General features: G+C 74.8%; 20 protein-coding genes. 8 read left to right on the top strand and 12 right to left on the bottom strand.

What is annotated here, in order from left to right:
- Positions 1-33: 33 nt before the first annotated feature.
- Positions 34-1023 (bottom strand): SDR family oxidoreductase, encoded by a 990-nt coding sequence (locus AB0K80_RS29190; RefSeq protein WP_365674748.1) that lies wholly within the window; start codon positions 1021-1023, stop codon positions 34-36.
- A 73-nt stretch (positions 1024-1096) separates the two neighbouring features.
- Here AB0K80_RS29190 and AB0K80_RS29185 point away from each other — a divergent pair, with 73 nt between their 5' ends.
- The 4 genes from AB0K80_RS29185 (at position 1097) to AB0K80_RS29170 (ending at position 8016) form a co-directional block, all read left to right on the top strand.
- The gene (locus AB0K80_RS29185) at positions 1097-1861 is read left to right on the top strand and encodes an alpha/beta fold hydrolase (RefSeq protein ID WP_365674747.1); all 765 of its coding nucleotides are present in this window, start codon (positions 1097-1099) and stop codon (positions 1859-1861) included.
- A gap of 705 nt (positions 1862-2566) precedes the next feature.
- A complete protein-coding gene (locus AB0K80_RS29180; RefSeq protein ID WP_365674745.1) occupies positions 2567-3763 on the top strand; it encodes a YbdK family carboxylate-amine ligase in 1197 nt (398 codons plus the stop codon).
- Positions 3764-3925: 162 nt separating this feature from the next.
- Positions 3926-5710, top strand: coding sequence for an N-acetylglutaminylglutamine amidotransferase (locus tag AB0K80_RS29175; protein ID WP_365674744.1), 1785 nt, complete (start codon positions 3926-3928; stop codon positions 5708-5710).
- Positions 5683-8016, top strand: coding sequence for a prolyl oligopeptidase family serine peptidase (locus AB0K80_RS29170; RefSeq protein ID WP_365674743.1), 2334 nt, complete (start codon positions 5683-5685; stop codon positions 8014-8016). The genes AB0K80_RS29175 and AB0K80_RS29170 overlap by 28 nt, the downstream gene beginning before the upstream one ends.
- 26 nt (positions 8017-8042) lie before the next feature.
- On the opposite strand, the gene AB0K80_RS29165 is transcribed toward AB0K80_RS29170, so the two are convergent.
- The 5 genes from AB0K80_RS29165 to AB0K80_RS29145 all read right to left on the bottom strand — a co-directional run bounded on the left by AB0K80_RS29165 (position 8043) and on the right by AB0K80_RS29145 (position 15791).
- Positions 8043-10316 (bottom strand): SWIM zinc finger family protein, encoded by a 2274-nt coding sequence (locus AB0K80_RS29165; protein ID WP_365674741.1) that lies wholly within the window; start codon positions 10314-10316, stop codon positions 8043-8045.
- Complete coding sequence (locus tag AB0K80_RS29160; RefSeq protein WP_365674739.1) at positions 10313-13153, bottom strand: DEAD/DEAH box helicase; 2841 nt, start codon at positions 13151-13153, stop codon at positions 10313-10315. Before AB0K80_RS29160 ends, AB0K80_RS29165 begins: the two co-directional genes overlap by 4 nt.
- 106 nt (positions 13154-13259) lie before the next feature.
- Positions 13260-13811 (bottom strand): sugar kinase, encoded by a 552-nt coding sequence (locus tag AB0K80_RS29155; RefSeq protein ID WP_365674762.1) that lies wholly within the window; start codon positions 13809-13811, stop codon positions 13260-13262.
- Between the two features lie 20 nt (positions 13812-13831).
- Complete coding sequence (locus AB0K80_RS29150; protein WP_365674738.1) at positions 13832-14971, bottom strand: ROK family glucokinase; 1140 nt, start codon at positions 14969-14971, stop codon at positions 13832-13834.
- An 82-nt stretch (positions 14972-15053) separates the two neighbouring features.
- Positions 15054-15791: a GntR family transcriptional regulator gene (locus AB0K80_RS29145; RefSeq protein ID WP_365674760.1), complete on the bottom strand. Its 738-nt coding sequence runs from the start codon at positions 15789-15791 to the stop codon at positions 15054-15056.
- Positions 15792-15919: 128 nt separating this feature from the next.
- Between AB0K80_RS29145 and AB0K80_RS29140 the strand changes: the two genes are divergently transcribed.
- Positions 15920-16942 carry a Gfo/Idh/MocA family oxidoreductase gene (locus AB0K80_RS29140; protein WP_365674736.1) on the top strand — a complete coding sequence of 341 codons (1023 nt, stop codon included), beginning with the start codon at positions 15920-15922 and terminating at the stop codon, positions 16940-16942.
- Positions 16943-16962: 20 nt separating this feature from the next.
- Here the strand turns inward: AB0K80_RS29140 and AB0K80_RS29135 are convergent, their stop codons facing one another.
- From AB0K80_RS29135 to AB0K80_RS29125, 3 genes are all read right to left on the bottom strand, one after another.
- Positions 16963-17637, bottom strand: a complete 675-nt coding sequence (locus AB0K80_RS29135; RefSeq protein ID WP_365674734.1) for a response regulator transcription factor — start codon at positions 17635-17637, stop codon at positions 16963-16965.
- Between the two features lie 44 nt (positions 17638-17681).
- Positions 17682-18608 carry a hypothetical protein gene (locus AB0K80_RS29130; protein WP_365674733.1) on the bottom strand — a complete coding sequence of 309 codons (927 nt, stop codon included), beginning with the start codon at positions 18606-18608 and terminating at the stop codon, positions 17682-17684.
- A gap of 390 nt (positions 18609-18998) precedes the next feature.
- On the bottom strand, positions 18999-20249 hold the full coding sequence (locus AB0K80_RS29125; RefSeq protein WP_365674731.1) for a histidine kinase: 1251 nt from the start codon (positions 20247-20249) through the stop codon (positions 18999-19001).
- A 179-nt stretch (positions 20250-20428) separates the two neighbouring features.
- On the opposite strand from AB0K80_RS29125, the gene AB0K80_RS29120 reads away from it, so the two are divergent.
- Entirely contained in the window at positions 20429-20629 is a 201-nt protein-coding gene (locus tag AB0K80_RS29120) for a hypothetical protein (RefSeq protein ID WP_365674729.1), read from the top strand.
- A gap of 6 nt (positions 20630-20635) precedes the next feature.
- On the opposite strand, the gene AB0K80_RS29115 is transcribed toward AB0K80_RS29120, so the two are convergent.
- Positions 20636-21451: an AIM24 family protein gene (locus tag AB0K80_RS29115; RefSeq protein ID WP_365674727.1), complete on the bottom strand. Its 816-nt coding sequence runs from the start codon at positions 21449-21451 to the stop codon at positions 20636-20638.
- Positions 21452-21587: 136 nt separating this feature from the next.
- Between AB0K80_RS29115 and AB0K80_RS29110 the strand changes: the two genes are divergently transcribed.
- A complete protein-coding gene (locus tag AB0K80_RS29110; RefSeq protein ID WP_365674725.1) occupies positions 21588-22331 on the top strand; it encodes an SDR family oxidoreductase in 744 nt (247 codons plus the stop codon).
- A 202-nt stretch (positions 22332-22533) separates the two neighbouring features.
- Here the strand turns inward: AB0K80_RS29110 and alc are convergent, their stop codons facing one another.
- Both alc and allB read right to left on the bottom strand, forming a co-directional pair.
- Positions 22534-23658 (bottom strand): allantoicase, encoded by a 1125-nt coding sequence (gene alc / locus AB0K80_RS29105; RefSeq protein WP_365674723.1) that lies wholly within the window; start codon positions 23656-23658, stop codon positions 22534-22536.
- A 40-nt stretch (positions 23659-23698) separates the two neighbouring features.
- Positions 23699-25036, bottom strand: coding sequence for an allantoinase AllB (gene allB, locus AB0K80_RS29100; protein WP_365674722.1), 1338 nt, complete (start codon positions 25034-25036; stop codon positions 23699-23701).
- A gap of 163 nt (positions 25037-25199) precedes the next feature.
- Here allB and AB0K80_RS29095 point away from each other — a divergent pair, with 163 nt between their 5' ends.
- Positions 25200-26006 carry an IclR family transcriptional regulator gene (locus AB0K80_RS29095; protein WP_365674720.1) on the top strand — a complete coding sequence of 269 codons (807 nt, stop codon included), beginning with the start codon at positions 25200-25202 and terminating at the stop codon, positions 26004-26006.
- Positions 26007-26011: the final 5 nt, after the last annotated feature.

The following is a 26011-nucleotide window of genomic DNA, read 5'->3' as shown; positions in this document are numbered from 1 at the left end:
CCCGTCGGCGGCGTCGGACAGGAGGGGCGCCGGTCAGCCGCGGGCCTGGCCGGTGGTGAGGCGCCGGCCGGCGGTCACGGCCGCTCCTGCCAGTGCGGCGGCGACGGCCGTCCTGCGGATCGCGGTGCGCCGCCGGCCGCCCCAGCCGCCGTGGACGGCGCCCTCGCCGGGGGACGGCACGTGCAGGGCTCCGTGCGTGGGCGGGGCCTCCTCGTCGTGGTCGAGGTGGGCCCGGTCCGTCTGCCGCGCCATGGCCCGCTCCGCCAGGGCCGGCGCCATCCGGGCCTGGCGCACCAGGGCGCGGCCGGCGGGGCCGACGACGACTTCGCGGCGCGGGTGGCGGACGAGGTCGACGACCGCCCGGGCGACCCGTTCGGGGCTGTAGACGGGCGGCATGGCGACGACCTTGTGCCCGGTGTAGTTGGCCGCCTGCGCGAAGTGCGGGGTGTCGATGGTCGCGGGCAGCACCGTGCACACGTGGATGTCCTTCACCCCTTCGACCCTCAGCTGCTGGCGGAGGCTGGAGCCGAGGGAGCGGACGGCGTGCTTGGACATGCTGTAGGGGTGGCTGTAGGGCTGGGGGACGGCACCGGCGATGGACGCGATGTTCACCAGCGTGCCCGTGCCCTGCTCCCGCATCACCCGCAGGGCCGCCCGGGCCCCGTACACGTACCCCATCACGTTGACGTCGAGGACCTTGCGGAAGTCCTCCATCGGGATGTCCTCGAAACGGCCGAAGGCGTTGACGGCCGCGTTGTTGACCCAGACGTCGATCCGGCCGAACTCCTGCACGGCACGCCGCGCCAGCTCGTCGACGGCCGCCACGTCCGTCATGTCGGTGGGCACGATCAGCGTCCGGGCCCCGCGGTGCTTCTCGCACTGCCGGGCCGTCGCCTCCAGCGCCTCCTCGCGGCGCGCGGCCAGCACCACGGCGCAGCCCTTGCGCGCGAAAGCCTCGGCCGTGGCCCGTCCGATCCCGCCGGACGCCCCGGTCACCACCACGACGTGATTGCGCAGCCGCATCCCGTACCTCCTGAGGTCTGTGCGAGCCGGGCCCCTGGTGCCCGTCTCCGGACGGACCGGGTACCCGCCGGTCATGCCACAGCACCAGACACCGCCCCTGCGTGTCTGCCGGGACCGTGCCGGCTCGGTGTCGGTCCGCAGCCTGGGCACACCGCGCCTGGGTGAGCGGGAGGATCCCGTGATCCTGGTTCCGGGTCTGGGAGCGCCGGGGTACCTGCTGCGCACGCTGGAGCGGTGCGCCCGGTCGGGGCCGGCGCGTCTGCTGGACGTGCCGGGGTTCGGCGATCCGTCGGGGCCGGTCTGCCCGGAGAGGCTGGAGCCGCTCGCGGACACCGTGGCGCGGTGGCTGGCCGCCGTGCCGGGAAAGCCGGTGGTGCTCGCCGGGCACTCCACCGGCGCCCAGGTGGCGCTGCACGCGGCCGTGCGGGTTCCGGAGCGGGTCCGGGCCCTCGTCCTGCTGGCGCCCACCTTCCCGCCCCGGCTGCGGCGGATGCGGCCCCTGCTCGCCGCGTTCGCCCGCACCGCCGTCCGCGAGTCCCCGGGGGTCGTGCCCGCCGTGCTGCCCTCCTACCTCCGGGCCGGTCCCCGGCGGCTGCTGACCTGCGTCCGCTCCGCCCAGGCGGACGCGCCCGAGGAGGTCGTCGCCGCGGTGGGATGCCCGGTCACGGTGGCGTTCGGAGCGGGCGACGCGCTCTGCCCCGCGGACTGGGCCGACGACCTGGCAGGCAGGGCCGGAGCCGGCCACGCCGTGCGGGTTCCGGGCGCGCACGCGTTTCCCTACCCGCAGCCGGACGTCACCGCCCGGCTGCTGGTCCGGGCGCGGGGCGGGCGGTCGTGAGGCGGCTGCGGGCGGGCACGCGCCACGGACGCAGGCACACGGCCACGGACGCAGACGCGCGGGCACGCCGGGCGGAGGCGGGCGGTACGGGACGCGGATGGTGGCGGGCGGGCACGGGCCACGGACGCAGACACACGGGACACGGCAACCGGGCGCAGACACGGGCGGACGAAGGCGCGCGTGCACGGGCCCGGACGGAGCGTGCGCGACACGGCCCCGGACGCAGACGCGCGGGCACGGGACGCGGACGCAGACGGAGAGTCACGGGCCACGAGCGCAGGCGTGCGCGACACGGCCACGGACACAGACGCGCGGGCACAGGCCGCAGACGCAGGCGCGCGGGCACGGGCCCGAACGGAGCGTGCGCGACACGGGAGGTACGCAACGGACGGAGGCCCGGGCACAGGCCCCGGACGCAGACGCGCGGGCACGGGCCACCAGCGCAGGCGTGCGCGACACGGTCACGGACGCAGACACACGCGACACGGCCAGGGGCGGAGCGTGCCTGACACGGGCCACGGACGCAGGCCCGAGCACAAGCCGCGGACGGAGTGTGCTCATCTGAGCGCTCTGTGACACAGGGGGCGATTCGCATGCTTGTGCGGGGCCCCTCGGGGCACCCGGCACAGCGCGGACGGCCTGCGCCGCGGCCACCGGGGCCGCGCCCCGCGGGGCCGGCCGGAGAACCTCCGGGAGGAAGAGACAGTGACGCCGCGCATCGGGGCAGAGGAAGAGTTCCACGTGGTCGACGTGGAGAGCGGGCGACTGGTGCCACGGGCCCGCGCCATTCTCGACCGGCTGGACAGACCTGGCTTCACGACCGAGCTCCAGCGGTCGGCCCTGGAGCGCAACAGCGAGGTCCACACCACCCTCGACGACCTGTACACGGACCTGGCGGGGGCCAGACGCCGGCTCGCCGCTGAAGCCTCCGCACTCGGTCTGGCGGTGGTGGCGGCCGGCACCGTGCCGCTGGCCCGGATCAGCACCCGCGACATCACCCCCGCCGCCCGGTACCTGCACATGGCCGACGAGTACCGCAGGGTCGCCCACGAGCAGCTCCTGTGCAGCGCCCAGGTGCACGTCGACGTACCCGACCGGGACACCGCCGTACGCGCCATGTGCCTGGTGTCCCCGTGGCTGGCGCCGCTGCTGGCACTGTCCGCCAGCTCGCCGTTCTGGCTGGGGGCGGACACCGGGTACGCCAGCTGGCGCACCCTGCTGTGGCAGCGCTGGCCCACCGCCGGGCCGGCCGGCTGCCACGCGGACGCGCGCGCGTACGACGCGGTCGTCGAGGAGCTGATCGGCACAGGTGTGATCAGCGACCCCGGGATGATCTACCCCGACGTCCGGCCGTCGGCGCATCAGCGCACCCTGGAGCTGCGGATCTGCGACGCCTCCCCGCGGGTGGAGACGGTCGTGCTGGTCGCCGGTCTGTTCCGGGCACTGGTGCGCGAGGCGTGCGAACGGCTCGCGCGGCACGGCGGCCCGCTGTGCGACGGCCGCCACGACTGGCTGCGCTCCGCCACCTGGCGTGCGGCCCGCTCCGGCCTGGAGGGAGATCTGGTCGATCCGCAGACCCGGCGGGCGGCGCCGGCCGCGGAGGTGCTGCGCCGGATGCGGGACCGGCTGCGCCCGGCCCTGGAGGCGTCCGGCGACTGGGACACCGTGCACACCCTGCTGGAGGAGGCCCTGGCCGCCGGGAGCGCCGCCCACCGGCTGCGGCGGGTGGCGGCGGCCGACGGCCTGCTCGCCGGCGTCGATCTGCTGGTCGACGAGACCCGCGGCGGCCGGGCCGGACAGCGTCCCGCCCCGGTCACCCGGCGGCCGGTCACCCCGGTGGGCACCACGGGGTCCCGCCGCCCGTACCTGCGCAGGAGCGCGGCCGGGGACACGGTCGGCTGAATCCGTGCCGCGCAGGTTGCGTCACCAGCACGTCGTTCCACGAAGTTCGAGGAGTACTACCGTCATGTCCAAGTCAGCTGCCCCTCTCCCGGATCCGTACGCCGCCTCCGCCGTGCCGCGCTCCGCACCAGCGCGGGGCGTTGCCGGAAGGAGGCGGATCTGATGTGCGGTCTCAGCGGCGAGGTCCGCTTCGACGGCGGACGGCCTGACATCGCGGCGGTCGAGCGGATGACCGACCGGCTCGCCCCCCGGGGCCCCGACGGCCGCGGGCTGTGGTCCCAGGGCCCGGTCGCCCTCGGCCACCGCCGGCTCAAGATCATCGACCTGTCGGACACCGGCGCGCAGCCCATGACCGACCCCCGCGGACGGGTGGCCGGCGTCTTCAACGGCTGCGTCTACAACTACCGGGAGCTGCGCGAGGAGCTGCGCGGACTCGGCCACACCTTCTTCTCGGACTCCGACACCGAGGTGGTCTTCAAGGCGTACCAGGAGTGGGGCACGGCGTGTGTCGAGCGTTTCTACGGCATGTTCGCCTTCGTGGTCGTCGAGCTGGACACCGGGCGGGTGGTCCTGGCCCGCGACCGGCTCGGCATCAAGCCGCTGTACCTGTCGGAGACGCCGGAACGGCTGCGGTTCGCCTCCTCGCTGCCGGCGCTGCTGGCCGGCGGCGGGGTCGACACCGCGCTGGACCCGGTGGCCCTGCACCAGTACTTCAGCTGGCACGCCACCGTGGCGGCACCCCGGACCGTGCTCACCGGCGTGCGCAAGCTGCCGCCGGCCACCGTCCGCGTCATCGAGCCCGACGGCACCCAGCGTGAGCACTGCTACTGGCAGCCCGCCTACACCCGCCGGCCCGAGCACGCCGGCCTGAGCGCCGAGGACTGGACGGACGCCGTGCTGGAGGCGCTGCGCACCGCCGTGCGCCGCCGCATGGTCGCCGACGTGCCGGTCGGCGTGCTGCTGTCGGGCGGTCTGGACTCCAGCCTGATCGTGGCCCTGCTGGCCCAGGAGGGGCAGCGCGACCTGGCCACGTTCAGCGTCGGCTTCGAGTCGGAGGGCGACGAGGAGGGGGACGAGTTCCGCTACTCCGACCTGGTCGCGCGGCACTTCGACACCGACCACCACCAGCTGATGGTCCCCTCCGACCGGGTCTCCCGGGCCCTGGACGGGGCGGTGGCGGCCATGAGCGAACCCATGATGAGCCACGACGTGGTCGCCTTCCACCTGCTGTCCGAGCAGGTCGCCAAGGAGGTCAAGGTCGTCCAGAGCGGCCAGGGCGCCGACGAGGTGTTCGCGGGCTACCACTGGTACCCGGCCATGGCGGGCGTGCCGCGCGAGCGGGCCGCGCAGGCCTACATCGACGCCTACTTCGACCGCTCGCACGCCGACCTCGCCCGCATCCTGGAGCCGGACCTGCTGCCCGGGAAGGACGTCTCGGGCGAGTTCGTACGGGCGCACATGGCGGCCCCCGGCGCCGAGACCGCGCTCGACGCGGACCTGCGGCTCGACACGCACGTGATGATGGTCGACGACCCGGTCAAGCGCGTCGACAACATGACCATGGACTGGGGCCTGGAGGCCCGGGTGCCGTTCCTCGACCACGAGCTGGTCGAGCTGGCCGCCGCCTGCCCGCCCGAACTCAAGCTCGCCGACGGCGGCAAGGGCGTACTGAAGGCGGCCGGGCGCAAGGTGCTGCCGCGCGAGGTCGTGGACCGGCCCAAGGGCTACTTCCCCGTCCCGGCGATCAAGCACATGGCCGGTCCGGTCCTGCAGCGGGTCCGTGAGGCCCTCACCGCCCCGGAGGCGAGGGAGCGCGGTCTGTTCCGCCAGGAGTACGTCGCCGAGTTGCTCGCGGCGCCCGACGCACACCGCACCCGCCGGGGGGCGAACACGCTGTGGCAGGTAGCTTTGCTGGAGATATGGCTGCAGACGCACGGGATCCGCTGACCGCGGCGCAGGGCCCGCTGACCGACGCAGGGGGCCCGCGGGTTTCTGCCACAGGCGAGCGGCCGTCCCCCGCAGGGCAGCCCCTGCCCGACGGCCGGGACCCGCGGGACTCCGCCGCACGGGAGCCGCTGAGCGAGGGACAGGACCCGCTGGACTCCGCCGCGCGGGAGCCGCAGGGCGTTGTCGACGCGCGGGACATCGTGTCCCCGGAGTCGCTGCCCGCGCCCGTGCCGGTGGCCCTGCCGGACGCCGCGGCGGTCCACGACGGGCCCCCTGTGGTGACCGCCCACGGCTGCTGGTACCCGTCGGTGGATCCCAGCGGCCGGCGCGTGGCGTTCATCTGCGACCGGCGCGGGGTGCCGCAGCTGTGGACGGGGCCGGTCGACGGTGACACCGTGCACCTGCTGGACGCCGGTCCCGACCCGGTCCTGGAGGTGTCCTGGTCGCCCGACGGGCGGTGGATCGCGTACACCACGGCCCCGGGCGGCGGGGAGCTCACCCGGGTGCTGTGCGTGCGCCCCGACGGCACCGGGCGGCGCGTGCTGGCCGGGGCCGAGCCGGGCAGCTCCGCCCATCTGGGCTGCTGGCGGCACGACGGGTCGGCCGTAGCGGTGACCGTCGCCGAACCGTCCCCGCTCACCGGTCCGGGCGATCCGCAGGCGGGGCCCGCACGCGCCGAGGACGGCATGCCCGTCTCGTCCCGCCCGCCCGGATGGGACGCGCGGGACGGCCACGCCGTGCTGCTGGGCGGGCAGCCGTCCGGCACGGCCGCGCGCGCCTTCACCGTCCCCGGGGGTACGGCGGACGGCGAGGGGAGCACCGGCGACGAACCGGTGCCGCTGACGCTGTCCACGTACCTCGTCGACCCGGAGGGCGTCTCCGCGCCCGTGTTCCTGGCGAGTGAGCGGGGCGCGGCCACCCTGCGGGTGTGCGACCTGAGCCGCGACGGCCGGCTGGCGCTGCTGCGGCGCGGGCCCCGGGGCCGCCGCGAAGCCCTCGTCGTGCGCACCGACGACCTGGGCGTGACCTGCGCGGTGCCCGTCGCCGACGGCGACCCGTGGATCGGCGGGTTCTCGCCGGACGGCCGGACGCTGTGGCTGCGCAGCGACCACGGCCGGGAGTACGCCGCCCTGTACGCGGTCCGGCTGGACGCCCGGGGACGGCGGCTGGGGCTGACCGTCGCCGCCGAACGCCCGGACTGCGGCCTGGAGTTGCTGGCCGTGGACCGCGACGGGCGCGGCGCCCTGCTCTCCTGGAACGTACGCGGGGTCAGCGACCTGCGGATCGCCGCGCTGGACAGCGCCGGGGGCGGCACCGCGGCGGAACCGGCGCAGCTGTCCTCGCGTCCCGTGCCGCTCCCCCACGAGGTGGTCACGCGCGCCGTGCCCACCGCGGACCCGGACGGCCCGGTGGTCGCCCTGTCCGGGTCACAGCGCCGCCCCGGCGTGTGGTGGCTGCCCCAGGGGACGGCCCTGCGCACGCCGTGGTCCTCACGTGACGAGGACGCGGTCCCCGGTGACCGTCCGCCCGTACGGCCTGTCCCGATGCGCCCCATCGCCCGCGACGGGCTCACCCTCGGCGGCTGGTACTACCGCGCCCCGGGCCGCGCGCCCGGCGAACCCGCGCCCTGTGTCCTGCACCTGCACGGCGGCCCGGAGGAGCAGGAACGCCCCGTGTTCGACCCGCTGTACCACGAGCTGACGGGCCGGGGCCTGGACGTCTTCGCCCCCGACGTGCGCGGCTCCTCCGGATACGGGCGCTCCTTCGTCGACGCCGACCTGGGCTCGGGCCGGTTCGCCGCCCTCGACGACGTCGCCGACTGCGCCGCCCATGTGGTCCTGGCCGGGCTCGCCGACCCCCGGCGGCTGGCCGTCATGGGCCGCTCCTACGGCGGCTATCTGACGATGGCCTCCCTGGTGTGGCACCCGGACCTGTTCCGCACCGGCGTCGCCGTGTGCGGCATGTCGGACTTCGCCACGTTCTTCGCCGGCACCGAACCGTGGATCGCCCGCTCGGCGGCCCACAAGTACGGGCATCCCGAACGCGACCGCGACCTGCTGCGCGCGCTGTCGCCGATGAGCCGGATCGACGCCCTGCGCGCGCCCGTGCTGGCCGTGCACGGCGAACACGACACCAACGTGCCGCCGGGCGAGTCCGAACAGTTCGTCCGCGCGGCCAGGGAGCGCGGGGTGGAGGCGCGGCTCCTCGTCCTGCGGGACGAGGGCCACGACTTCCGGCGCGCCGACAACCGCCGGCTGTTCCGCCGGACGGCGGCGGACTGGATCCAGCGCCACCTGACGGGCTGACACGGCGGGTGGTGCGGGGGCGTCGTTCAGACGTCGCCCGGCGGACCGGGACCGTCCGGCAGGCCGAGGTCTCCTGGCAGGCCGAGGCCGGTCAGGGCACCGACCGGGTCCAGGTCGGGGGTGCCGCGCGGCCACCAGTCGTCGTGGCCCGGCTCGGACTCGTACGCGTACCACAGGCCGTCGCGGCCCAGGCGGAGCTGGAGGTGGCCGCGCGGGTGGGTGAGGCGGTTGCGCCAGGGGCGGAAGGCAGGCAGGTCGGCGGCGAGCAGCAGGGGCCGGGCGCGGTCGAACCGTCCGGCCGGCGGGTCCCAGGGCTCCTCCAGGACGGCGAGGCCCTCCAGCCCGCCCTGCCGCCAGGCGGCGACCGCCCGCGCCAGGTCGGCCGCGGTGCGGCCGGCGGCGGAGGCCAGGGCGGCGTAGAGGGCGCGGGTGCCCGCGGTGAGTCCCGAGCCGGGGCGGGCCGCGGCGATACGGACCGCGTCCTGCCAGAGCGTGAGGCCCCCGACCGGGTCGCGGCCGGTGGTGAGCAGGGCGTGGGCACGGGCGGCGGCGTCGGTGGCCAGCTGGTCCAGCGCGAACGGGTCCGGACCGCCCGGGGCCGCCGGGTACGCCGGTGGCTGCTCGGGGTGCGGGGGCGGGGGCAGGGGCGCGGGCAGGGGTGGCAGCGTGCGCGGCGTGAGGGCTTCGGTCGCGCGGATGCCGGGCAGGGGCGCGGGGTCCTTGTCCTGCGCGGCCCGGGCCGCCCGGGTGGCGCTGCGGCGGGACAGGGCGTCGAGCAGCTCGCGCTCACCGCGGCCGCGCAGCAGGAGCAGGACGAAGGGGTCGGCGTCGAGCAGCCGGGCGGTCTGGTAGCACAGGGCCGCCGCGTGTTTGCAGGGGTGGCCCGAGTCGGGGCAGGTGCAGCGGGGGTCCAGGTCACCGGGGCCGGGCAGCAGGGGCACGGGGCGGTCGGCGAGGGACTGGGGCAGCTCCTTGTCGAGCAGGGCGGCGATGTGCCCCGGCCGGTCGGCGGCGGCGTCCAGGAAGCGCTCCCAGTCGGCGTCCTCCAGCGTGCGCAGCCGCACCTGTACGCGGTACGGCCGGGGCCGGCTGCCGCGGACGTACGCCAGCACCAGGCCGGGCGTCACCGTGATGGCGTCGACGTTCCCCTGCTGGGCGTATCCCCGTCCCCGGGCCAGCCGGTTGGGATCCAGGGCACCTTCTTCGAGGGCGGTGACCCACGCGTTGCCCCACCAGGTCTCGGCGAAGCGGTCGCCGTCCGCCGGTCGGGGCGGGAAGGCCGGGAAGGTACGGCGCAGGTCGTGGTCGCGGCCGGGCGCGGCCATGGTGTGCGGGACCTGCGGCGCGGCGGACGCGGGGGCGGAACGGGCGGTGCTCCCCTGCTGCGGCCGCGCGGTGCTCCTCCGCGGCGGGCGCGAGGCGCTCCCCCGCAGCTCGGGCGCGCTGCTCCCCTGCGGCGAGTCTGAGGCGCTCCCCCTCGACTCGGGCGCGCTGCCCCCCTGCGACAAGCCTGAGGCACTCCCCCTCGACTCCGGTGCGCTGCCCCCCTGCGACAAGCCTGAGGCACTCCCCCTCGACTCCGGTGCGCTGCCCCCCTGCGACAAGCCTGAGGCACTCCCCCGCGACTCCGGTGCGCTGCCCCCCTGCGACAAGCCTGAGGCACTCCCCCGCGACTCCGGTGCGCTGCCCCCCTGCGAGCGCGGCGCGCTGCTCCCCCGCTGGCGGGACGCGGTGTCCCGTGTCTCAGCCGGTGGAGGTACGTCGCTGTCCGACGAGCCGGCCGGGCTCCACCGCTCGCCTGTCTCGGCGCTGCCGGGCTCGTCCGGGTCGGTGGGCATGCGGAAGGCACCGGCCAGCAGTTCCCGCACGGCCCGTGCGGCGGTGCCGGCGGCGTGGTCCTGAGGGCGGCGTCGGAGTGGGGCCGCGGGCGTGGCCGGCCTCACGCTGGTCTCGCCTCCGGCGGCTTCCACCACGGCGGTTGGCCGCGCACGGCCCCTGGCCGGAGCTTCAGCGCCCGATTCCCCATCCGGTACCGACGACTCCCCTGACTGCTCGGACTCAGCCGTGCCTCCTGGCTCGGCGTGCCCCGCCCGGCGGGCCGCGACCGCTCGGCGCAGTGCCTCGCGGGCGACGTCGCCCGGGCGGGGCGCGCCGGACGGGGTCTGCTCGGGTGCGGGCCGATCCGGCTGGGCTTCCGGGACCGTCGGGCGGGAGGCCGGGCCCTGGTCGTCCCCGGCCGCCCGGGCTGCCCGGGCCGCTCGCAGGGCACGGCGGGCCTCGTCGGCGGGGCGCGGGGTCATGGCGTCCTCCGCAGGGCGACCAGGTCGGACAGCTCGCGGTCGGTCAGTTCGGTCAGGGCCGACTCGCCGGAGCCGAGGATCGCGTCGGCCAGGGCGCGCTTGGACTCGAGCATCTCGGCGATGCGGTCTTCGACCGTGCCCTCGGTGATGAGGCGGTGGACCTGGACCGGCTGGGTCTGGCCGATGCGGTAGGCACGGTCGGTGGCCTGTTCCTCCACGGCCGGGTTCCACCAGCGGTCGAAGTGGACGACGTGCCCGGCGCGGGTGAGGTTCAGGCCGGTGCCGGCCGCCTTCAGGGAGAGGACCAGGACCGGGGTGGCTCCGCTCTGGAAGCGGTCCACCATGCGTTCCCGTTCGGGCACCGGAGTGCCGCCGTGCAACAGGTCCGCCGGGACCGCGCGCGCCGCCAGGTGGGAGCCGATCAACCGGGCCATGCCGACGTACTGGGTGAAGACGAGCGCCGAGCCGTCCTCGGCCAGCAGGGTGTCCAACAGCTCGTCCAGCAGCGCGAGTTTGCCGGAACGGGCGGCGAGCCGGTCGCCGGAGGCAAGGATGTGCTCCTCCTTGAGGTACAGCGCCGGGTGGTCGCAGATCTGCTTCAGCGAGGTGAGCAGCTTCAGCACCAGGCCCCGGCGGGCCATGCCCTGCGCGGTCTCGATGGCCAGCATCGACTCGCGCACCACCGCCTCGTACAACGCGGCCTGTTCGCGCGTGAGCGGGACCGGGTGGTCGGTCTCCGTCTTCGGCGGCAGTTCGGGGACGATGCCGGGGTCGGACTTCCTGCGGCGCAGGAGGAAGGGGCGGACCAGGCGGGCCAGGCGCTGCACCGCCTCGTCGTCCTCGCCCGTCTCCACCGCGCGTGCGTGCCGGGCCCGGAAGGACTTCAGGGGGCCGAGGAGTCCCGGGGTCGTCCAGTCCAGCAGCGCCCACAGCTCGGAGAGGTTGTTCTCCACCGGTGTGCCGGTCAGGGCCACCCGGGCCGGGGAGGGGATGGTGCGCAGGGCCTTCGCCGTGGCCGAGTAGGGGTTCTTCACGTGCTGCGCCTCGTCGGCGACGACCATGCCCCACTTCTGCTCGGCCAGGGTGGGCGCGGCCGAGCGCATGGTGCCGTACGTGGTGAGGACGAAACCGCCGCCGAGGTCGTCCAGGGTGCGCTCGGGGCCGTGGAAGCGGCGGACGGGCACGCCGGGCGCGAAGCGGGTGATCTCCCGCTGCCAGTTGCCGAGCAGGGAGGCCGGGCAGACCACCAGCGTCGGCTCGGGGCGGGCCCGCTTGAGGTGCAGGGCGATGACGGTGATGGTCTTGCCCAGGCCCATGTCGTCGGCGAGGCAGCCGCCGAGGCCGAGGGAGGTCATGAGGTCGAGCCAGGCCAGGCCGCGCAACTGGTAGTCGCGGAGGGTGGCGTGCAGTCCGGGCGGCGGCTCGGCGGGGCGCACGCCGGCCGTCAGCCGGTCGCGCAGGGTGGCCAGCGCCCCGGCCGGGACGGCCTGCACGGTCTCGCCGTCGACCTCGGCGGTGCCGGTGAGCGCGACGGACAGCGCGTCGACGGGGTCGAGCAGGCCGAGGTCGCGGGTGCGGGCCTTGCGGACGAGCGCCGGGTCGACCAGGACCCACTGGTCGCGCAGCCGGACGACCGGACGGTGGGACTCGGCCAGGGCGTCCATCTCCGCGTCGGTGAGCGGTTCGCCGCCGAGCGCCAGCTGCCAGTGGAACCGGAGCAGGTCCTCGCTCTCGAAGAAGCCGGTGCCGTCGGTCGCCGAGCCGGGCGCGGGCCGGACCACCGCTGTCGCGGTCAGGTCCCTGGCCAGGTCCCGCGGCCAGTGCACGGCGACCCCGGCCGCGGCGAGCCGGGTGGCCGCGACGCCCAGCAGGTCGCCGAGCTCCTCCTCGGACAGGGCCAGCACGTCGGGCACGTCCTGGTCGCCGAGCCGGTCCAGGGGTTGCCAGACGCGGGCCGCCCGGCGCACCGCGAGGGCGGCGTCCACGCGTGCGCGGGGGCCGAAGGCGGCGTCCGCCTCCCCCGCCCACAGGGTCGCCGCGTCCACGACGAGGGTGGGGTCGGCGAGGCTGTGCACCTGGACGATCGCCGCGCCCGCGCTGCGCGCGCCGTCCTCGCCGGTGTCGAACAGGTCGTACGCCGACAGGTCCAGCCGCAGGGAGATGCGCACACCCGCGTCCATGCCGGCGGCGACCTCGGCGGCCCAGTCGTGGGCGTCGGGCAGCCGCCGGCCCTCCTGCGCGGCGAAGGGCGCGCCGCAGGCGTGGGGCGCGGCGGGGGTGCGGGGCACGGTGTCGGCGACGGCGTCGAGGAAGGCGCGCATCAGCGGCTCCGGCTCGGGCAGCCGGATCGGGCCGGGGCCGGGCAGCGGGACGGCGTGGCCTTCGTACGGGAGGGCGGCGGCCACCGCGCGCAGGTGGGCGATGTCACCGGGATCGAGGGGCCCGGCGCGCCAGGCGTCGTGGCCGGTGGCCGTCAGGCCCGGCAGCAGCCGACCGCGGGCGGTCAGCCGCAGGGCGTGCAGCGCCGCCGCGCCCCAGCAGGCGGTGGCGGGGTGAGCCGCGGGGTCGTGGCGGGCCCGCACCAGCAGCGGCAGGGCCTCACCGAGCGGGAGCGTCAGGGCCGGTGCGGTGTGGCGCCGTACGCCGGTGCCGTGCCGTCGCACCACGGTGAGCTCGGTGACCGCCGTGTCGTCGGCGGGCAGCGGGCCGCCGGCGGGGTCCCAGAAGGCGATGCGGCCGGCGCGCGGGAGGGGCGCGGGCAGGAAGACGGCGGCGAGGCGCACGGGGATCGGTGTGTCCCCCGTCCGCTCGGCCGCCTGGACCGCCGTGCCGCTCATCCGTCCTGTCACCTCCCACCCGTGTGCCGCATCAGACGTCTTCGACTCTACGGGCGGGGTCTGACAATCGGCTCCGGGGCCGGTCCGGGGCGCGACGGGCTGCCGGTCAGGGAACGGTACGGGAGACGACGTAGACCCACGGATACCCCGGGTTGGTCATGTCGACGACGATGTCGTGGGTCGGGGCGGGGTTCTGCTGCCGGTGCACCAGGCCCCACCACGCGCCCGACCCCGGGAAGCGCCAGCCGCTGACCCGCTGGTCGCGGTCGCCGATGGTGATGTGGCCCTGCTTCAGGTCCTGCCGGGTCACGCCCACGCCCGCCAGGAAGGCGTCCAGGCCGGCCGTGCTGGTCTCGAACTGGACGTAGAGCCGGCTGGTCTTCCAGTTGTTGGTCTCGTAGTACGCCACGTGCCAGGCCGGGTGCGGGACGGGGACCTGGTAGAGGCGGCGCTGGAGCTTGGACGGCCAGCCCTCGGTCAGGCCGGTCGCCGAGTACTTCGCCTCCTTGTCCTTGCCGCTGTCGCGGCTCTGGTTGGCGGAGATCACCAGGTAGCCGGCCGGGATGCCGATGAGCAGCACGATGATCAGCAGGGTGAGCGCCCTGCGGCGGATCATGTGGCCGCGGTCCTCGCCCGGCCCGTCGGGGCCGGTGCGCATCTGCGGCGGCACGGTGTCCGTCACAGCGACTCCCGGATACTGCGGCGGACCTGCGCGTAGCGCTCGTAACGCTCCACCCGGCGGCGGTTGGCGCGCCGGAAGCGGCGGGCGACCAGCCGGGCGAGGTCGGCGGCGCCGACCATGCCGGCCTCGGGGCCGAGCTGGGCGCGCACGATACGGGCCTCCGGGCGGTAGCCGCGGCCGGTGAGGTGACGCTTGAAGGCGTCCCGCGCCGGGCCGATGAGCAGGTCGTCGGCGGCCGAGACACCGCCGCCGATCACGAAGCAGGACGGGTCGAGGGCGGCGGCGAGGTTGGCGATGCCGACACCGAGCCACTGGCCGATGTCCTGGAGCAGCTCGATGCACATGGCGTCGCCCTCGCGGGCCAGCTCGGTGATCATCGGGCCGGTGATGTCGGAGATGTTGCCCTTGACGTGCTCGATGATCCCGTACGCCACCGGCGAGTCGGCCGCGGCCAGTTCGCGGGCCTCGCGCACCAGGGCGTTGCCGGAGCTGTACTGCTCCCAGCAGCCGCGGTTGCCGCACGGGCAGCGGTGGCCGCCGGGCACCACCTGCATGTGCCCGAACTCGCCCGCGACACCGTACTTGCCGCGCTTGACCTGGCCGTCCTCGAGGATCGCGCCGCCGATGCCGGTACCCAGGGTGATCATGACCAGGTGGTCCTCGCCCCGGCCGGCGCCGAAGCGCCACTCGGCCCAGGCGGCGGTGTTGGCGTCGTTGTCCACCAGGACGGGGACCGACAGGCGGCTGGCGAGGCGGTCCCGCAGCGGCTCGTTGCGCCAGGACAGGTGGGGCGCGAACAGCACCCGGTTGCGGTCGGCGTCGACCCAGCCGGCCGCGCCGATGCCCACCGCGTGCACGTCGTGCCGGTCGGACAGGTCCAGGACCAGCTCCACGATGGTGTCCTCGACGACCTTGGGGCTCTTGGACTTGTCCGGGGTCTCCGTGCGCAGGTGCTCCAGGATGGTGCCGTCGGCGTCCACGACGCCCGCCATCACCTTCGTACCGCCGATGTCGATGCCCACCGTCGGCACCCGGGGTGCGGTGAGATGGGAGCGGCGCTCCCTGGTGCCCACCGTGCGCAGGACGGGGGCACGGCGGGAGCCGATGGGGGCGGTGAAGTCGCGGTAGGTGCTCATCAAGGCCCGATTCTGCCACCTCGCCCTGGCGGGGCCCGGCCCCGGAGGACCGCGGGGCAGGGATCGCCGCGGGCAGGGGCCGTCAGGGCCGTACGAGCAGCTGGAACTCGAACGAGTAGCGGCTGGGGCGGTAGGTGTGGGTGCCGTACTCGACCGCGCGGCCCGTGTCGTCGAACGTCACACGCTGCATGGTGAGCAGCGGGGCGCCCTCCTTCTCGGCGAGCCGGTCGGCCTCGGGGGCGGTCGCGGCGCGCGCGCCGATCGACTGGCGGGCGCTGTGCAGGGTGATCCCGGCGGCCCGCATCAGGCGGTACAGGCCGGTGGCCTCCAGCTGGCCGGTGTCCAGGTCGATCAGGCCGGGCGGCAGGAAGTTGCACAGGTACGCCATCGGCTCCCCGTGCGCCAGACGCAGCCGCTCCACCCGGTGCACCTCGCTGTCCTCGGCCACGCCGAGCGCGGCGGCGACCTCGGCGGACGCCGGTACGACGGTGTTGACGAGGACCTTGGTGGCCGGGCGCTGGCCCGCCGCCTCCAGGTCGTCGTAGAGGCTGCTGAGTTCCAGCGGGCGCTTGACCTGGCTGTGCACGACCTGCGTGCCGACTCCGCGGCGGCGCACCAGCAGGCCCTTGTCGACGAGCGACTGGATGGCCTGCCGGACGGTCGGCCGGGACAGGCCGAGCCGGGCGGCGAGCTCGATCTCGTTGCCCAGCAGGCTGCCGGGCGTCAGCGTGCCGTGCTCGATCGCGGCCTCGAGTTGCTGGGCGAGCTGGAAGTACAGGGGCACGGGAGAGCTGCGGTCCACACTCAGCTCTAGCTGCACGGTCGGGTCCACTTCTGGTTTCGGCACGGCCTGAGCGTAGCTCCGCGCGTTGTTGACGGGAAGTTGTGTAGTCACATTGTCCGGACATGCAGATTGACAGGGGCGGGTTGGGGCCGCAGTTTGTTTTCATGCGCATCGGGGTCATCGGTACGGGCCGCATCGGCACCATTCATGCGAACACGCTCAGCCGGCACCGGGACGTCGGCTCCCTGATCCTCACCGACGCCGACGCCTCACGGGCGCAGGAACTGGCGCACCGGCTGGGCGAGACGGCGGCGCCGGGTGTGGACGAGATCTTCCGGTGGGGAGTGGACGCCGTGGTGATCACGACGGCGACGTCCGCCCACGCCGAACTGATCGGCCGGGCCGCGCGCTCGGGGCTGCCGGTGTTCTGCGAGAAGCCCATCGCGCTGGATCTGGCGGGGACCTTACAGGCCATCGGTGAGGTGGAGGCGGCCGGGACCGTCCTGCAGATGGGGTTCCAGCGGCGGTTCGACGCCGGCTACACCGGCGCGCGCCAGGCCGTACGGGCCGGGCGGCTCGGCCGGCTGCACACCGTGCGGGCGGTGACCAGCGACCAGACGCCCCCGGAGGCCGCGTGGCTGCCGGTCTCCGGCGGGCTGTTCCGGGACGCGCTGATCCACGACTTCGACATCCTGCGCTGGGTCACGGGCCGTGAGGTGGTGGAGGTGTACGCCGCCGGGTCCGACGCCGGGCCGGCGATGTTCCGCGCGGCCGGTGACGTGGACACGGGCGCGGCGCTGCTGACCCTGGACGACGGCACGCTGGCCACGGTGACCGCGACGCGGCTGAACGGCGCGGGGTACGACGTGCGCATGGAGCTGGCCGGGGAGCTGGACCAGATCGTCGTCGGGCTGGACGACCGTACGCCGATCGCCTCCACGGAGCCGACCGGGCCGCCGGCCGCGGACAAGCCGTGGACGGGCTTCCTGGAGCGCTTCGCCCCGGCGTACGAGGCGGAGCTGAACGCGTTCGTGGAGGTGGTCCGCGGGGAGCGGCCCAACCCGTGCGACGGACGGGAGGCACTGCAGGCGCTGCGGGTCGCCGAGGCGTGCGAGCTGTCCCGGCGGGAACGGCGGCCGGTACGGCTGGCCGAAATCGCGGGCGGGGCGGCCCGGGCACTGGCGTGACAGGCCGGTGGGACAGGTCCCTACTGGGCGTCGTCCTCCTCCAGGAGTCCGGCGTCGTATGCCAGCAGCGCGATCTGTACGCGGTTGTTGAGGCCGAGCTTGGCCAGGATGCGGGAGACGTGGGTCTTGACGGTGGCCACGCTCATGTACAGGTCCGTGGCGATCTCCGCGTTGGACCGGCCCCGGCCGACCGCGACGGCGACCTCGCGTTCGCGGTCGTTGAGCGCGGCGATCCGCTCACGCGCCTGCGTGCGCCGCGCGTCCGCGGCGGTGCCCGCCGCGTGCCGCATCAACTGGCGGGTGACGGTGGGCGACAGGACGGGGTCCCCGGCCGCGACCCGCCGTACCGCCTCGACGATCTCGGTGGGCGGGGTGTCCTTCAGGACGAACCCGGCGGCGCCGGCGCGCAGCGCCCGCAGCACCTGTTCGTCGGCGTGGAAGGTGGTGAGCACCACGACCTGCGGGGCGTCCGCACGGCCGCGCAGCCGCTCCGTGGCGGTGAGGCCGTCGACCGCCGGCATCCGGATGTCCATCAGGACGACGTCCGGGCGGGTCCGTTCGACCAGCTCCTCGACCGCGGCGCCGTCCCCCGCCTCGCCGACGATCTCGATGTCGTCGGCGCCGCCCATCATGAAGGACAGCCCGGCCCGCACCAGAGGGTCGTCGTCGACGAGGAGGAGTCTGATCGCAGTCATGGAGGTTACGTAATCACGGCCTGCCACACCCCGGAAGGTCGGGTCTACGCGCGCAGCCGCACCCCGTGGAAGGTGCGCAGCCGGTGGATCTCCCACCAGGCCACCGCCGTCACCGACAGCGGGCCGCCCAGCAGGGCGGCGATCCGCACGGCGGGCGGGCCGGGCGGCAGCCCGCCGGTGGCCAGGCTGATGGCGGTGAACTCCCACACCAGCACCCCGGCCAGCAGGGCGGGCAGCGCCGGGTGCACCTCGGCGGTGTTGAAGGCACCCCGGACGGCGGGCCCGGTGGCGAACCACAGGAAGTACCCCACCCAGAAGATGACGCCCAGCAGCGCGAACAGGGCGAGGCCGATGAGGAGCTGGCGGGAGCCGGCGGCGCCCTCCGCCCGCTCGGTCAGGGGCTGGAGCGCCAGCAGGAGCAGCGCCGCCACCGTGAAGGCACCCACGTACACCAGCGCCGAGCGGCCGGCCGCACGCAGGCGCGGCCACATGGTCCGGCGTGCGGCGGGCGAGGCGCAGCGCATGACGACCGCCACCACCACGGGCGCGGTCAGGAGCAGCAGCCAGGGCGCGATGGCCAGGCGGGTCAGGTAGTCCTCACGCGCCTCGACCATGTCCTCCGGTTTGCCGTACACGACCAGGATGAGCACGGACATGACGGTGGCCGCCCAGGCCCGCGCCGTCTGCACCCGCAGCACCCGGGGGTCGTGGACGGGGCGCCGCCCGTGCGAGGGGAACACCCTCCGGGCCCGGTTGCGTGCCGAGCGCAGCATCGGATACATCACCACGAGCGGCAGGAACAGCGGCCAGAAGCACGGGATGATCAGCAGCGCGCCGAGGCAGCCTCCGACGCCCCGCCGTCCGCCGCGCAGCACCTCTCCCAGGGTGGGCCACTCGTCGTCGCGCATCCGCCGCCACGTCGAGGGCGGCGGCTGCGGCGGGACGTAGGGGCCGTAGGGGCCGTAGGGCACGTACGGGTTGGGGTGCGGTGGGCCGTAGGGGTGGGGCGGTCCGTACGGACCTGCGCCGGGCTGCGGCGGCCAGTACGGCCCTGGACCGGGCTGCGGCGGCACGTACGGTCCGGGACCGGGCTGCGGCGGCCAGTACGGCCCGGGCCCCGGCTGGGGCGGGGGAGGTCCGCCGCTCCCCCCGGGCGGCGGCCACGGCGGCTGGTACGGATTCGCGGGTCCCCCGAAACTCACTGTGTCGTCCTTCCGTTACGCGCGGTGCCGAAGGCTGCACCAACATCAGCCATCGCCGCGCTCAAGTCAACTGCTCACCTGGCAGGAGGACATGGGGGTGGTACGCGAACGCCCGCGAGCGCCCCGCACGGCGTCAGGCCGTGAGGCGGCGGCCGCCTCTCACCCCCACGGCAACCGGGCCCGGACCTCGAATCCGCCGTCCTCGGCAGGCCCGTACTGCAGCGTGCCCCCGGCCAGTGTCGCCCGCTCCGTCAGGCCGATCAGGCCCTGCCCGGAGCCGGGCACCGGCGGTACCGCGCCCTCGGGGGGCGGGTTGCGCACGGTGACGGAGAGACCGTCGCCCGGGGCTCCGGTGACGGTGACCGTGACCTCCGTGCCGGGGGCGTGCTTGCGGGCGTTGGTGAGGGCCTCCTGGACGATGCGGTAGGTGGTGCGGCCGACGGAGGCGGGCACACCGGACGGGTCGGTCACACGGTTGTCGAGGGCGACCTTCATGCCGGCCTCGCGGGACTCGGCGACCAGCGTGTCCAGGCCGGCCAGCGTGGGCTGCGGCCGGCCGGTGTCCTCGGACTCCCCGGCCCGCAGCACGCCGATGATCTCCCGCAGGTCCTGGAGGGCCTCGTGCGCGCTCTCCCGGATGACGCCGGCCGCCCGGGCGATCTCCTCGCGGGGCGCGTCCGGCCGGAACTCCAGGGCGCCCGCGTGCACGCTGAGCAGCGTCAGCCGGTGCGCCAGGACGTCGTGCATCTCCCGGGCGATGGCCTCGCGGGCCAGCCGCTGCGCCTGCTCGGCCCGCAGCCGCGCCTCCGTCTCGGCGCGCCGGGCACGGTCGCGCAGACTGAGCAGCAACTGCCGCTTGGACCGTACGAACATGCCCCAGCCGACCAGCGCGACGCTGAGCAGGACCCCGAACGCGACCGCCGCCGGGAACGGCACATCCGGGTCGGGGCGCAGCCAGTAGTAGACCGGCACCAGCACCAGTTGTCCCGCGGCCACCCAGGCCACGTACCGGAAGGGGCGGTGCACGGCGAGCGTGAACAGCGAGATCAGGACGACGCCGCCCGCGGTGTCCGAGACGAGACTGACCGGGATCATCGCCACGGCCAGGCCGAGCGGCCACCGGCGGCGCACCCAGACCGCGGCGCAGGCCAGGGCGCCGATCCCCTGGTCGGCGAGGACCAGCGCGTGCGGCAGGTGGGGGTTGGCGGGGAGCGCGTCGGCGGCGAGCAGGCCCACGAGGGCGGCCACCAGGAAGCAGCAGAAGTCGACGAGCCAGTCACGGGCGGTGCGGCGGGGCCGCCGCCCGGCCCGGTCCGGGTCGGGCTCCAGCTCGTGGAGAAGGGCGGAGGGGAAGAACCATCTGCGTCCCGTGAACACCGAGGAGCTCTGCGCCGCCTTGTCACCACTCACGGTCGGCAAATCTACGCAGCGCCGGCCCGTCCCCTCGCACCGCGTCGGCGATCGCCGACCAAAGTCGCGCTGGCGCAGACTTTCGGCGCCGCGCGGCGCCGAGGCCTCCGCCTTCCGTCGTACGGGTCTCGCCCCGCGGCCGATGTGCGGGCGGTGGCTGCGGGGCGAGGCTGCGTCCCATGAAGCAGTTACTGGAGATTCTGGGGTTCATCGCCCTGGTGCAGGGTGTGGCGGGTCTGGTGCACGAGTTCACCGACTGGGACTGGGGGTTCGTGCAGCGGCTGGACGTCCTCGACGGCTACGAGGTCTACGCGAGCGTGGCGCTGCTCGTCCTGGGTTGCGCCCTGCTCGCCGCAGCGGAAAGCCGCGCGTCCCGCTGAGACGCCCTATCCCGCGTGGGTGGAGAACAGTCCACCCGTCGGGCCCTGCTTGTCACCGCCCTGGGCCTTCTTCAGGGCGTTGGCGAGGCTCTCGATGGTGAGGGACTGCAGGATGACGCGGCCGCTGCCCTCCAGGGTGGCCAGGGACAGTCCCTCGCCGCCGAAGACGGCGTTCATCAGGCCCTGGCGGTTGAGGCCGCCCACGCGCTGGACGCCGTACTGGATGCCCTCCTCGAAGGCGACGACACAGCCGGTGTCGACCTCGATACGGCCACCGAAGTCGGCGGGGTCGAGGTCGATGAAGTTGCCGGCGCCGGCGATGATCACCGTGCCGTGTCCGGTGAACTTCTCCAGGATGAAGCCCTCGCCGCCGCTCATGCCGGTGCGGCCGCCCTGGAAGGCGATGCCGAAGTCGACGGTGGACTCGGCGGCCACGAAGGCGTCCTTCTCCGCGAACCACGCGCGGGTGCCGTCCAGTTCCAGCGCCCGCATCTCCCCGGGCAGGACACCGGCGAAGCCGACCGTGCCCTCGCCGCCCTGGGCGCTGAAGTACTGGAACGCGATCGACTCGCCCGCCAGGACCCGCTGGCCGACCTGCATGGCGGTGCCCATCGCCTGCCTGAGCAGGCCTCCCATGCCGCCGCCCGAGCCGCCCTGCTGCTGACCGCCGCTGTCCGACGGGCCGGTCAGACGGGTCTCCATGGTCACGTTCGCCGTCTTGAACAGGAACTTCCCGGCCTCGCAGTACACCGTCTGACCGGGCCGCAGGTTGACGACCGCCATCTGCATGGCGTTGCCGACGATCTCTTGCTGAAGTGTCACACGGGAGGAACGCGTCAGGGCGGGCCCGAAGTTCCGCCCGCTCCCCGCCCGCGCCCCGCTCGCTCCCCTCTCGGTGTTCCAGCTCGATGTCCGTTCGCCGCCAGCCCCGGCACGCTCCGGCGGCTGAGATGGACGCATGACTTCTCAAGGAACTCTCGACGGCAGGACGGCCCTCGTGACCGGCGGCAGCCGGGGCATCGGAGCGGCGACGGCGCTGCGCCTGGCCGGGGAGGGCGCCGATGTCGCCCTCACGTACGTCAGCGCCAAGGAGGCCGCCGAGGACGTGGTCCGGGCGGTGGAGGCGCTGGGACGCCGGGCGGTGGCCCTGCGCGCGGACCTGGCCGACGCTGAGGAGGCGGCCGGGGCGGTGGACCGTGCGGCCCTGGCGCTGGGCGGACTGGACGTGCTGGTGAACAACGCGGGCGTGGGCGTACTGGGCCCGCTGGAAACCCTGTCGGCCGCCGACGTGGACCGGGTCCTCGCGGTGAACGTACGCGGGGTCTACCTGACCTCCCGGGCGGCGGCCGCCCGGATGGGCGGCGGGGGCCGCATCATCACCATCGGCACCTGCATGACGCAGCGGGTGCCCGGCCCCGGCGGGACGCTGTACGCCATGAGCAAGGCGGCCCTGATCGGACTGACCAAGGCCCTGGCGAGGGAGCTCGGCCCGCGCGGCATCACGGCGAACATCGTCCACCCCGGCCCGACCGACACCGACATGAACCCGGCGGACGGCCCGTACGCGGCCGGCCAGGCGGCGATGACCGCGCTGGGCCGCTTCGGGACACCCCAGGAGGTGGCGTCCACGGTCGTCCACCTGGCGGGGGCCGCGTACGTCACCGGCGCGGAGTTCTCGGTGGACGGCGGGCACGCGGCGTGACGCCCGGAAGGAGCGGTCACCGCGGCTGAGACCCGAGGCACCCGGACGCGGTCCGCCCTCGCCCGCCGCCCCGCCGGTACCCACGGACGGGCTGCCGACGGGGCCGTGCGGGGGCTGGACAGACCCACGGGACCGGACCGGCAGACGCCCCGGCGGGACGTGCGCCCCGGCTCCCGGATCCACTCAGTGAGGCGGAAGGCGTTCAGCCGCCCAGTTCCTGGTGGCGGGCGGTCAGGCGGGCCCTGCCCTCCTGGGTGAGGGAGCCGAACAGGCGGAGACGGGAGATGCCGCCGTCGGGGTAGATGTCCACGCGCGCGTGCGTGCCGACGGCCGGGGACGGCAGGACGAAGCGGTGGTTGGTGTCGGGCTGGAGGCGAGTGCGGGGCAGGATCTCGCGCCAGTCGCCGGCCCCTTCCGCGTCGGCGTCCTGGACGGACACCGACGCCCAGCCCGCCGCGTTGCCCTTCAGGCAGGCCGTGTCGATCTCCAGGGCACGGATCTCGGCACGGGCCACCAGCCGGTAGCGGATCCAGTCGTGGCCCTGGTCGCGGCGGCGGCGCGTCTCCCAGCCGTCGTCCATCCGGCGGGAGCGGCCGGGCTGGATGGTGTGCGTGGCCGGTGAGTAGAAGCGGTTGGACGCGTCCTCGACCCGGCCGCCGTTCTCCAGGGCGACGACGTCGAAGGTGCCCAGGGCGTCGAGCCACGCCGGGTCGGGGACGACCTCCCCGTACACGCGCAGGCGCGCGATGCCGCCGTCGGGGTGCTGGTTGAGGCGCAGGTGGGTGAAGCGCTGTTCGACGGCGACCTCGAAGCCGTTGGCCGCGTGGCCGCCGACCGGGGTGCGCGGGACCAGGGTCGTCCACTTCACGCCGTGCCCGAGGAGTTCCTCGGGCGAGGGCGAGCCCGGCACCGACGTGGCCTCGACGGACACCGCCTGCGGATAGTTGCCGCGGAAGTGGGCGGTGTCGACGACGATGCCCCGGACGACGCCCGGCGCGCCGAGACGGATCAGGGCCCAGTCGTGGTCCTGCGCCGCCGGCCAGGGGTGCTGGGCCGAGACGCCCCGGCGGCGGCGGGTCTCCCAGCCGTCCATGACCTTGCCCTTGTGCCCGAAGTGCTCGGGGTCGAACGCGGCGCGCCCGGGCACCAGCAGGTTCTCGCGCTGGGCGAAGAACTCGTCGTTGGCGGCGATGACACCGGCGCCGAGCTGCCGGTCGGCGAGGTTGGCGTACTGGGTGAAGGGGAAGTCGGCGGTGCGGTAGTCCGCGTACGGATCACCGCCTCCGTAGGGGTGCGCGTCGCCGGTGAAGCGCTCAATCGCCGTCACGGTGATCAGGTGTTCCTCTCGGGGTCGGCTGGGGCTGGAGTCAGGAGGCTCGGGTGAGGAGCCGCCCCGTCGGCTCGGTGAACTCGCCGTCCGCGACGATGCGCCGGCCGCGCAGCCAGGTCGACTTGATCACGCCGTACAGGGTGCGCCCCGCGTACGCCGTGACGCGGTTGCGGTGCTGCAGCGCGGCCGGGTCCACGGTGAAGGTCTCGTCCGGGGCGAGGACGGCGAAGTCGGCGTCGCGGCCCGCCTCGATGGCGCCCTTCCGGCGCAGGCCCACCAGACCGGCCGTGCGCGCGGACATCCAGCGGACCACGTCCTCCAGACCGTGGCCGCGTCTGCGGGCCTCGGTCCACACCGCCGGCAGGCTCAGCTGGAGGCCGGAGATGCCGCCCCAGGCGGTGGCGAAGTCGTTCGTCTTGAGGTCGGCCGTGGACGGGGAGTGGTCGGTGACGACGCAGTCGATGGTGCCGTCCGCCAGGGCCTGCCAGAGCAGGTCCCGGTTGGCGGCCTCCCGGATGGGCGGGCAGCACTTGAACTCGCTGGCGCCGTCCGGGACCTCCTCGGCGGTGAGGGTCAGGTAGTGGGGGCAGGTCTCGACGGTGAGGCGTACGCCCTCGGCCCGGGCCTCGGCGATCAGCGGCAGGGCGTCGGCCGAGGACAGGTGCAGCACGTGCACACGCGCGTGGAGGCGCCTGGCCTGCGCGATGAGGTGCGCGATGGCGGTGTGCTCGGCGTCGCGGGGGCGGGAGGCGAGGAAGTCGGCGTACTTGGGGCCGCCGTGCTGCGGGGCGGCGGCCAGGTGGTGCGGGTCCTCGGCGTGCACGATCAGCAGCCCGTCGAACGCGGCGATCTCCGCCATGGAGCGGGCGAGCTGCTCCTGGTCGAGGTGCGGGAACTCCGCCACGCCCGAGGGCGACAGGAACGCCTTGAAGCCGAACACCCCGGCCTCGTGCAGCGGGCGCAGGTCCTTGACGTTGTCGGGCAGGGCGCCGCCCCAGAAGCCGACGTCGATGTGCGCCTGGTCGGCGGCGGCCGCCTGCTTGACGCGGAGGTGGCCGACCGTCGTCGTCGGTGGGAGCGAGTTGAGCGGCATGTCCACCAGGGTCGTGATGCCGCCGGCCGCCGCGGCGCGCGTGGCGGTCCAGAAGCCCTCCCACTCGGTGCGGCCGGGGTCGTTGACGTGCACGTGGGTGTCGACGAGGCCGGGCAGCACCACGTGGTCGCCGACGTCCTCCAGGCGGGCTGCCGCGGGCAGGGGCGCGTCGTAGGGCAGTACGGCCGTGATCCTGCCGCCGGCGACCGCGACGGACGCCGCGCGTGTCCCCTCGGGAGTGATGACTCGCGTCGAGCGCAGCACCAGTTCGGCGTCGGGCACGCGAACCCCTTTCTTCAACGTTCTGTTGAAGGAGTCTTCACTCCCCTTCTCGCCCCGTCAAGGGCACACTGCTACCAGGCACATGAGCACACTACCGCTGGACTTTTCCACAAAGCGGAATTAACATCTCGGGAAGCGAAACGTTACCTGAGAGGAACGCGCCGTGCCGACGTCCAGCGCCCGCCCCACCGGCTCCGCCCGGTCTTCCGCCAACGGCGGCGTCCAGTCCCTGGAGCGCGCCTTCGACCTGCTCGAGCGGATGGCGGACGCGGGCGGCGAGGTCGGCCTCAGCGAACTGTCCGCGACCAGCGGGCTGCCCCTGCCGACCATTCACCGCCTCATGCGCACCCTCGTGGCCTGCGGATACGTACGCCAGCAGCCCAACCGCCGGTACGCGCTCGGCCCGCGCCTGATCAGGCTCGGCGAGTCCGCCTCGCGGCTGCTGGGCACCTGGGCCCGGCCGTATCTGGCCCGCCTGGTCGAGGAGACCGGCGAGACGGCGAACATGGCACTGCTGGACGGGGACGAGATCGTGTACGTGGCGCAGGTGCCGTCCAAGCACTCGATGCGCATGTTCACCGAGGTCGGCCGTCGGGTGCTGCCGCACTCCACGGGCGTGGGCAAGGCCCTGCTCGCCGGCTTCCCGCCCGAGGAGGTGCGCGCCCTGCTCGCCCGTACGGGCATGCCCGCCGCGACGGACAAGACGATCACCACCCCGGAGGGCTTCCTTGCGGCGCTTCAGGAGGTGCGCCGGCAGGGGTACGCCATCGACGACAACGAGCAGGAGATAGGGGTGCGGTGCCTCGCGGTGTCAGTGCCCGGCTCCCCCACGGCGGCGGCCATCTCCATCTCCGGGCCGGCGGGCCGGGTCACGGAGGCGGCGACGGAGAGGATCGTGCCGGTGCTGCAGCAGGTGGCGGCGGAACTCTCCGAGACACTCGCCAACCCGGGCGGCAGCACCACGCACTGACCGTT

Origin of the sequence: Streptomyces sp. NPDC052682 (assembly GCF_040678435.1) — a bacterium.
In the GTDB taxonomy this organism is placed as follows: domain Bacteria; phylum Actinomycetota; class Actinomycetes; order Streptomycetales; family Streptomycetaceae; genus Streptomyces.
Note: the sequence above shows the minus strand (reverse complement) of the source record. Positions and strands in the feature narration are given on the sequence as shown.